Source organism: Streptomyces sp. NPDC002690 (assembly GCF_053592415.1).
The window spans coordinates 1-9,211 of record NZ_JBSFVR010000303.1; the positions used below are offsets into that span (position 1 = coordinate 1).

The following is a 9,211-nucleotide window of genomic DNA, read 5'->3' on the forward strand; positions in this document are numbered from 1 at the left end:
TGCTGGTGGGCACACCGCTGATCTTCATCGACAGCGGGGCGCCCGCGGGGACCGGCAGGGGTCCGGCCCCGGACGCGCCACGGCGCCCACCCAAGTCCGGTCGGGGACGAGGTAGGCGCCGCGTTCAGTTCCGTACGCCGTTGTACGGGACGTCTGCTCCGGGCCCGGCCGCGGAAGTGCGGCCGGTTCCGGCGATCGGGGGTCAGACCAACAGGGAACGGTCCGTCGGGCGGATCGGGGCCGGCAGTGCGCTGGTCCCGGTCAGGAAACGGTCCACCCCGCGCGCCGCGGAGCGGCCCTCGGCGATGGCCCACACGATGAGCGACTGGCCGCGGCCCGCGTCACCGGCGACGAAGACGCCTTCGACGTTGGTCGCGTAGTCGGCGTCGCGGGCGATGTTACCGCGCTCGTCGAGGGCGACACCGAACTGCTCGACGAGGCCGTTGGCCTGGTCGGTGCCGGTGAAGCCCATGGCGAGGGTGACGAGCTGGGCCGGGATGACGCGCTCGGTGCCGGCCTTCTGCTCCAGCTTGCCGTCCTTGAACTCCACCTCGATGAGGTGGAGGGACTGGACGTTGCCGTCCTCGTCGCCCTCGAAGTGGGTGGTGGAGACGGAGTAGAGCCGCTCGCCGCCCTCCTCGTGCGCGGAGGTGACCTTGTAGAGCATGGGGAAGGTCGGCCAGGGCTGGTTGGCGTTCCGGTCCTCGCCGGGCCGCGGCATGATCTCCAGCTGGGTGACGGAGAGCGCGCCCTGGCGGTGGGCCGTGCCCACGCAGTCGGCTCCCGTGTCGCCGCCACCGATGACCACGACGTGCTTGCCCTCGGCGGTGATCGGGGAGACCGTCAGGTCGCCCTCCTGCACCTTGTTGGCGAGCGGCAGGTACTCCATGGCGAAGTGGACGCCGTTCAGCTCGCGGCCCGGGACGGGCAGGTCGCGGGAGACCGTGGCACCGGCCGCGACGACGACCGCGTCGTAGCGGCGGCGGAGCGCGTCGGCCGGCATGTCGGCGCCGATCTCCACCTCGGTGCGGAACTTGGTGCCCTCCGCGCGCATCTGCTCGATGCGGCGGTTGATGTGCGACTTCTCCATCTTGAACTCGGGGATGCCGTAGCGCAGCAGGCCGCCGATGCGGTCGGCACGCTCGTACACGACGACCGTGTGGCCGGCCCGGGTCAGCTGCTGGGCGGCGGCCAGTCCGGCGGGGCCGGAGCCGATGACGGCGACGGTCTTGCCGGAGAGGCGCTCGGGCGGCTGCGGGGTGACGTCGCCGCTGTCCCACGCCTTGTCGATGATGGAGACTTCGACGTTCTTGATGGTGACGGCCGGCTGGTTGATGCCGAGCACGCACGCCGACTCGCAGGGAGCCGGGCACAGCCGCCCGGTGAACTCCGGGAAGTTGTTCGTGGCGTGCAGGCGCTCGGACGCGGCGGTCCAGTCCTCGCGGTAGGCGTAGTCGTTCCACTCGGGGATGAGGTTTCCGAGCGGACAGCCGTTGTGGCAGAACGGGATGCCGCAGTCCATGCAGCGGCCGGCCTGCTTGCTGATGATGGGGAGCAGGGAGCCCGGAACGTAGACCTCGTTCCAGTCCTTGACGCGCTCTCCCACGGGGCGGGTCTTCGCGACCTCGCGCCCGGTGGTCAGGAAGCCCTTGGGGTCAGCCATTGGTCGCCGCCTCCATCATCTTCTCGGTGGTCTCCTGCTCGGAGAGACCGGCGAGCTCAGCGGCGTCCTTGGCGGCGAGCACTGCCTTGTAGGTGGACGGGATGATCTTGCTGAAGCGGGTCACCGAGGTGGCCCACTCGGCGAGGAGCTTCTCGGCGACGGTCGAGCCGGTCTCCTCCTGGTGGCGGCGCACGACGTCGTGCAGCCACTGGGCGTCCGCCTCGGAGAGCTCCTCGACCGCGCCGCGGCTGCCCGGGTTGACGTTGTCGCGGTCCAGGTCGACGACGTACGCGACACCGCCGGACATGCCGGCCGCGAAGTTGCGGCCGGTCTCGCCGAGGACGACCGCGTGGCCGCCGGTCATGTACTCGCAGCCGTGGTCGCCCACGCCTTCGGAGACGACGGTGGCTCCGGAGTTGCGGACGCAGAAGCGTTCGCCGGTGCGGCCCCGCAGGAACAGCTCGCCGCCGGTGGCGCCGTAGCCGATGGTGTTGCCCGCGATGGTGGAGTACTCGGCGAGGTGGTCGGCGCCGCGGTCCGGGCGGACGACGACGCGGCCGCCGGAGAGGCCCTTGCCGACGTAGTCGTTGGCGTCGCCCTCCAGGCGCAGCGTGACTCCGGCCGGGAGGAAGGCGCCGAAGGACTGGCCGGCCGAGCCGGTGAAGGTGATGTCGATGGTGTTCTCGGGCAGGCCCGCACCGCCGAACTTCTTCGTGACCTCGTGGCCGAGCATCGTACCGACGGTGCGGTTGATGTTGCGGATGGCGACCTGGGCGCGGACCGGCTGGGCACCTTCCGCGCTGTCGGCGCCGAGCGCGTCGGCGGCGAGCTTGATCAGCTCGTTGTCGAGCGCCTTGGCGAGGCCGTGGTCCTGCTCGTGGATCCGGTGGCGGACCGCGCCCTCGGGGAGCTCGGGCACGTGGAACAGCGGCGCCAGGTCGAGGCCCTGGGCCTTCCAGTGGGTGACCGCCCGGTCGGTGTCGAGGAGTTCGGCGTGGCCGACCGCCTCTTCGATCGTGCGGAAGCCCAGCTCGGCGAGGATCTCGCGGACCTCCTCGGCGATGAACTGGAAGAAGTTCACCACGTACTCGGCCTTGCCGGAGAAGCGGTCGCGCAGCACGGGGTTCTGCGTGGCGATGCCGACCGGGCAGGTGTCGAGGTGGCAGACGCGCATCATGACGCAGCCGGAGACGACGAGCGGGGCGGTCGCGAAACCGAACTCCTCGGCACCCAGCAGTGCGGCGATGACGACGTCGCGGCCGGTCTTGAGCTGGCCGTCGGTCTGCACGACGATGCGGTCGCGCAGGCCGTTGAGGAGCAGCGTCTGCTGGGTCTCGGCGAGGCCGAGCTCCCAGGGGCCGCCCGCGTGCTTGAGCGAGGTGAGCGGGGAGGCGCCCGTTCCGCCGTCGTGGCCGGAGATGAGGACGACGTCCGCGTGGGCCTTGGACACACCGGCCGCGACCGTTCCGACGCCGACTTCGGAGACCAGCTTCACGTGGATGCGGGCCGCCGGGTTGGCGTTCTTGAGGTCGTGGATCAGCTGAGCCAGGTCCTCGATGGAGTAGATGTCGTGGTGAGGCGGCGGCGAGATGAGGCCGACGCCCGGGGTGGAGTGCCGGGTCTTGGCGACCCAGGGGTAGACCTTGTGGCCGGGCAGCTGGCCGCCCTCGCCGGGCTTGGCGCCCTGCGCCATCTTGATCTGGATGTCGTCGGCGTGGACGAGGTACTCGCTGGTGACGCCGAAGCGGCCGGAGGCGACCTGCTTGATCGCCGAGCGGCGTGCCGGGTCGTGCAGGCGGTCGGAGTCCTCGCCGCCCTCGCCGGTGTTGGACTTGGCGCCGAGCTGGTTCATCGCGATGGCGAGCGTCTCGTGCGCCTCGCGGGAGATCGAGCCGTACGACATGGCGCCGGTGGAGAAGCGCCGGACGATGTCGGCGACCGACTCGACCTCGTCGACGGAGATCGGGGCGCGGTCGGACTTGAATCCGAACAGGCCGCGGAGCGTCATCAGCCGCTCGGACTGCTCGTTCACCCGGTCCGTGTACTTCTTGAAGATGTCGTACCGGCGGTTGCGGGTGGCGTGCTGGAGGCGGAAGACCGTCTCCGGGTCGAACAGGTGCGGCTCGCCTTCGCGGCGCCACTGGTACTCGCCGCCGATCTCCAGCGCGCGGTGCGAGGCCGCGATGCCGGAGGCGGGGTACGCCTTGGTGTGCCGGGCGGCGACCTCCTTGGCGACGACGTCGAGGCCGGCGCCGCCGATCTTGGTGGCGGTGCCGTTGAAGTACGTCGCGACGAAGGATTCGTCGAGGCCGACGGCCTCGAAGACCTGGGCGCCGCGGTAGGAGGCGACGGTGGAGATGCCCATCTTCGACATGACCTTGAGGACGCCCTTGCCGAGGGCGTAGATCAGGTTGCGGATGGCCTGCTCGGCCTCGATGCCCTCGATGAACGTACCGGCGCGGACGAGGTCCTCGACGGACTCCATGGCGAGGTACGGGTTGACCGCGGCGGCGCCGTAACCGATCAGCAGGGCGACGTGGTGGACCTCGCGGACGTCACCGGCCTCGACCAGCAGGCCCACCTGGGTGCGCTGCTTGGTGCGGATGAGGTGGTGGTGGACGGCGGAGGTGAGCAGCAGCGACGGGATCGGCGCGTGCTCGGCGTCGGAGTGCCGGTCGGAGAGGACGATGAGGCGGGCACCGTCCTCTATGGCGGTGTCGACCTCGGTACAGATGGCCTCGATGCGGGCGGCGAGGGAGTCGCCGCCGCCGCTGACGCGGTAGAGGCCGGCGAGGGTGGCGGCCTTCATGCCCGGCATGTCGCCGTCGGCGTTGATGTGTATCAGCTTGGCGAGCTCGTCGTTGTCGATCACCGGGAACGGCAGCGTGACGCTGCGGCACGTCGCGGCGGTCGGCTCCAGGATGTTGCCCTGGGGGCCGAGCGAGGAGCGCAGCGAGGTGACGAGCTCCTCGCGGATGGCGTCCAGCGGCGGGTTGGTGACCTGGGCGAAGAGCTGGGTGAAGTAGTCGAAGAGCAGCCGGGGCCGGGCGGAGAGCGCGGCGATCGGCGAGTCGGTGCCCATGGAACCGAGGGGCTCGCCGGCGGTGCGGGCCATCGGGGCGAGGATGACGCGGAGCTCTTCCTCGGTGTAGCCGAAGGTCTGCTGGCGGCGGGTGACCGAGGCGTGGGTGTGCACGATGTGCTCGCGCTCGGGGAGGTCGCCGAGCTCGATCTCGCCGGTCTCCAGCCACTCCTCGTAGGGCTGCTCGCCCGCGAGGCCGGCCTTGATCTCGTCGTCCTCGATGATGCGGTGCTCGGCGGTGTCGACGAGGAACATCTTGCCGGGCTGGAGGCGGCCCTTGCGGACGACCTTGGCGGGGTCGATGTCGAGGACGCCGACCTCGGAGGAGAGGACGACGAGGCCCTCGTCGGTGACCCAGTAGCGGCCGGGACGCAGTCCGTTGCGGTCGAGGACCGCGCCGACCTGGGTGCCGTCGGTGAAGGTGACGCAGGCGGGTCCGTCCCAGGGCTCCATCATCGTGGAGTGGTACTGGTAGAACGCGCGGCGGGCCGGGTCCATGGAGTCGTGGTTCTCCCACGCCTCGGGGACCATCATCAGCACCGAGTGCGGCAGCGAGCGTCCGCCGAGGTGGAGCAGCTCCAGGACCTCGTCGAAGGAGGCCGAGTCGGAGGCGTCCGGGGTGCAGACGGGGAAGATGCGGTCGAGCGCGGCGTCCCCGAAGAGTCCGGAGGCGAGCTGCGACTCGCGGGCCTTCATCCAGTTGCGGTTGCCCTTGACCGTGTTGATCTCGCCGTTGTGGGCGACGAAGCGGTACGGGTGGGCCAGCGGCCAGCTGGGGAAGGTGTTGGTGGAGAAGCGGGAGTGGACGAGTGCGACGGCCGTGGCGAAGCGGCGGTCGGACAGGTCGGGGAAGAACGGCTCCAGCTGCCCGGTGGTGAGCATGCCCTTGTAGACGATGGTGCGGGCGGAGAGCGACGGGAAGTAGACACCGGCCTCCCGCTCGGCACGCTTGCGCAGGACGAAGGCCTTGCGGTCCAGGGCGATGCCGGTGCTGGTGCCGTCGGCCACGAAGAGCTGGCGGAACTCGGGCATGGTGGCGCGGGCGCCCTTGCCGAGGAGGCCGGGGGCGACCGGGACCTCGCGCCAGCCGAGGACGTCGAGGCCCTCTTCGCCGGCGATCTTCTCGATCTCCTCGACGGCGTCCGTGGAGCCGTCGGCGGGGAGGAAGGCGATGCCGACGGCGTACGCGCCGGCTTCCGGGAGGTCGAAGCCGGCCTCTTCGCGGAGGAAGGCGTCGGGGACCTGGAGGAGGATGCCGGCGCCGTCGCCCGAATCGGGCTCGGAGCCGGTGGCGCCGCGGTGTTCGAGGTTGCGCAGTACGGTCAGCGCCTGCTCGACCAGCGCGTGGCTGGCCACACCGGTCAGGGTGGCGACGAACCCGACACCACAGGCGTCGTGTTCGTTACGGGGGTCGTACATCCCCTGCTGGGCGGGGCGACCGTCCATGGGCGACCAGGCGTGGATGCGCATCGGCTCTCCCGTCGTCGTCGTGGCATATGCATTGCCGAGGGACGACGTTGGCCCTCTGCGAAATTTCGTGCAGGTTACATGATGGGGCGCTTCTCGCTGAGCGGAAGGCCCGTTCCAACATGCGGACGTTGCATCGCGAGGGATGGGGTCGCAGTCGGAGAGATCAACGCCCGGGGAGCCGCAGAGCGCAGGCGTCGTTGCCTGCGGTGTCTGAGGCTCATGCCCGGTGGCCATGCGATCGAAACCAGGAAGTAACGATTACTTATGTGGTGTCGTGCATAGGCTCTCATTTTACGTTGTGTAAGCCACATCCGCCCAGAGCCGGAAACCAGGACGTACGTCACACGCATTTCCGGGGTGTTGCGGGTTGCTTTCCGGGTCGTCGTGTGAGTGGGCCGTACGAGTGAATCGGACGTGTACCCATGGGGCAACGGCCCGTTGGGCGGCCCCGGGCACCCGGAGAACCCCGACGACCGGCCGCGGGGCGGTCCACCACCAGGCCCACCCGCCGGTCGCGGACCGCGACCTCCGGACGAACTCGCAGGTCAGCCGCCGACCGCCACTCCGAAGAGGCCCCCGAGGCCGTAGGTGAGCGCGGCGGCGCCGCCGCCCAGCGCCAGCTGCCGCAGCCCGCTGAACCACCAGCTGCGGGCTGTCACCCGGGCCACCACCGCGCCGCAGCCGAAGAGGCCGAGGAGGGCGAGCAGGACGGCGGGCCAGAGCGCGGTCGCGCCGAGCAGGTACGGCAGCAGCGGCAGCAGGGCGCCCAGCGCGAAGGCCGCGAACGAGGAACCGGCGGCGACGAGCGGCGACGGAAGGTCACCGGGATCGATGCCGAGCTCCTCGCGGGCGTGGATCTCCAGGGCCTGCTCCGGGTCCTCGGACAGCTGCCGGGCGACCTCGGCGGCCAGCTTCGGCTCGACGCCCCGGGAGACGTAGAGGTCTGCCAGCTCGCGCATCTCGTCGTACGGGTGCTTGCGCAACTCGCGCCGCTCAACGTCGAGTTCGGCCTCCACCAGCTCCCGCTGGGAGGCGACCGAGGTGTATTCGCCGGCCGCCATGGAGAAGGCGCCGGCCGCGAGACCGGCCAGCCCCGTGATGACGATGGTCCGGTGCGAGACGTCGCCACCCGCGACACCCGTCATCAGCGCGAGGTTCGACACCAGGCCGTCCATGGCGCCGAAGACGGCGGGGCGCAGCCAGCCGCCGTTGACGTCCCGGTGGGTGTGGTTGTCGCGGTGCGCCTCGTGCAGTGCGGCGTCGGTCTCGATGATGGACACAGTGCTCCCCAGATCCGCCGACGGTTCCGCAGCCCCTCCGCCACCGCCCGGCACCCTCGAAAGTACGCACGAAAACTGGCGCCCGCCAGCAAGGCAGGCCGTACTTACCACCGCCCTGACCAGGCAGGACAGGCATGGCTCACCTTCCTTGACGGGTCATCACCCGCACCTTCCGAAGCCCTCGCGCACACCTTCCGGAATCTCCCCGAGCACCTTTCGGGAGGGTCCGCCCCCGTTCACCCGTCCGGCTGCCGTACCGACGGCGCCCGTCATCCTTTCGGGTGGGACTTCGAAAGACGGAGCCTTGCCCCGCCGGGAATTCCCGTTCCTCCGTCCAGCTCCTCACTCCGTTTCGTCTAGGTTCATCCGCATGGCCCTTTTATTCCGGTTGTCAGCCTTCCCGCCCACCGGGCGTGGCACAGATCGGAGAGGGGGGAATCGTGTACGGACGAAGGGTCGTTCGATGGAACCGATCACGGGCAAGGACCGGGCCCGGGGCGCATTGCTCGGGCTGGCCGTCGGGGACGCGCTGGGTGCTCCGGCGGAGAACCTGAGACCGTCGGAGATCCGCGCCCGCTGGGGCCGGATCGAGGGCTTCGTCAGCGAGGACCCGGCGGGCACGGACGACACCGAGTACGCGATCTTCTCCGGGCTGTTGCTGTCCCGCCACGGTTCGGCGCTCACCGTCGCCGACGTGGACCGGGCCTGGCACCACTGGATCGCCGATCTGGACGAAGGCCCCTTCCGGGGCGCCGGGTTCAGCGAACGCGGCACCCTGGAGAACCTCCGCCGGGGGCTGGCCGCGCCGATCTCCGCGCAGCACCGGCACGCCTGGAGCGACGGGCTGGCGATGCGGGCGGCCCCGTTCGGGGTGTTCGCGGCCGGGCGGCCCGCCGAGGCGGCCCGGCTGGTGGCGATCGACGGCCAGGTCAGCCACGACGGCGAGGGCATCTACGGCGGTCAGGCGGTCGCTGCCGGGGTGGCGGCGGCGATGGTCGGGGCGGGCCCCGCCTCCGTGATCGCCGCGGCGCTGTCGGTGGTGCCGATGGACTCGTGGACCGCGCGCTCCCTGCGCCGGGCGGTGACCGCCGCGGGGCGCGCCTACCCGGACCGGCTGACGGCCGAGCGCGCGGTGCGGTCGGCCGTGGTGATCGGCGGCTATCCGTGGACGGACCTGGCGCCGGAGGCGGTGGGCCTGGCGTTCGGCGCCTTCACGGCCGCCCGCGGCGACTTCCGTACGGCCGTGCTGATGGCGGTCAACATGGGGCGGGACGCCGACACCACGGCGGCGGTGGCGGGCGCGCTGGCCGGGGCCTGGCAGGGAGCGGCGGCGATCCCGTCGGAGTGGGCCACCGCGATCGGCCCGGTGCGCGGCAGCTGCCTGCCGTCGATGCGGGGCTATCACGTGCTGGACATCGCGGAGTTGCTGACCTCGGGTGACCCGGCGGGCGTACCGGAGACGCCGGTGGCGGCCGGGGCCACACCGCCGGACCGGGAGACCGGGGAGGCCGCGCACGAACCGGTGGACGAGTCGGTGCCGGTGGCGCTGCTGCACGCGGAAGGGGCACTCCGATGACCGCGGCGGCCACGGACGGGGCGCTCCCCGAAAGCGCCGGCAACGCCGGTGCGAGCCGCACGGACGAGGAGCACCCGGAGACGACGCGGCGCGCGCGGATCGAGGGCCTGCTGCTGGGGCTCGCCGCCGGGGACGCGGCC

General features: G+C 71.2%; 4 protein-coding genes. 1 reads left to right on the top strand and 3 read right to left on the bottom strand.

What is annotated here, in order from left to right:
• Positions 1 to 202: 202 nt before the first annotated feature.
• From ACWD3D_RS28200 to ACWD3D_RS28210, 3 genes are all read right to left on the bottom strand, one after another.
• The gene (locus ACWD3D_RS28200; RefSeq protein WP_451463602.1) at positions 203 to 1,663 is read right to left on the bottom strand and encodes a glutamate synthase subunit beta; all 1,461 of its coding nucleotides are present in this window, start codon (positions 1,661 to 1,663) and stop codon (positions 203 to 205) included.
• Positions 1,656 to 6,215: a glutamate synthase large subunit gene (gene gltB, locus ACWD3D_RS28205; protein WP_451463603.1), complete on the bottom strand. Its 4,560-nt coding sequence runs from the start codon at positions 6,213 to 6,215 to the stop codon at positions 1,656 to 1,658. Before gltB ends, ACWD3D_RS28200 begins: the two co-directional genes overlap by 8 nt.
• Before the next feature lie 545 nt (positions 6,216 to 6,760).
• Positions 6,761 to 7,495, bottom strand: coding sequence for a VIT1/CCC1 transporter family protein (locus ACWD3D_RS28210; protein ID WP_451463604.1), 735 nt, complete (start codon positions 7,493 to 7,495; stop codon positions 6,761 to 6,763).
• Positions 7,496 to 7,958: 463 nt separating this feature from the next.
• On the opposite strand from ACWD3D_RS28210, the gene ACWD3D_RS28215 reads away from it, so the two are divergent.
• The gene (locus ACWD3D_RS28215) at positions 7,959 to 9,071 is read left to right on the top strand and encodes an ADP-ribosylglycohydrolase family protein (RefSeq protein ID WP_451463605.1); all 1,113 of its coding nucleotides are present in this window, start codon (positions 7,959 to 7,961) and stop codon (positions 9,069 to 9,071) included.
• Positions 9,072 to 9,211: the final 140 nt, after the last annotated feature.

What these genes read in the sequence shown, in the direction of transcription:
- ACWD3D_RS28200 (WP_451463602.1), bottom strand. Translation starts at nt 1,663, where the DNA reads ATGGCTGACCCCAAGGGCTTCCTGACCACCGGGCGCGAGGTCGCGAAG.
- gltB (WP_451463603.1), bottom strand. Translation starts at nt 6,215, where the DNA reads ATGCGCATCCACGCCTGGTCGCCCATGGACGGTCGCCCCGCCCAGCAG.
- ACWD3D_RS28215 (WP_451463605.1), top strand. Translation starts at nt 7,959, where the DNA reads ATGGAACCGATCACGGGCAAGGACCGGGCCCGGGGCGCATTGCTCGGG.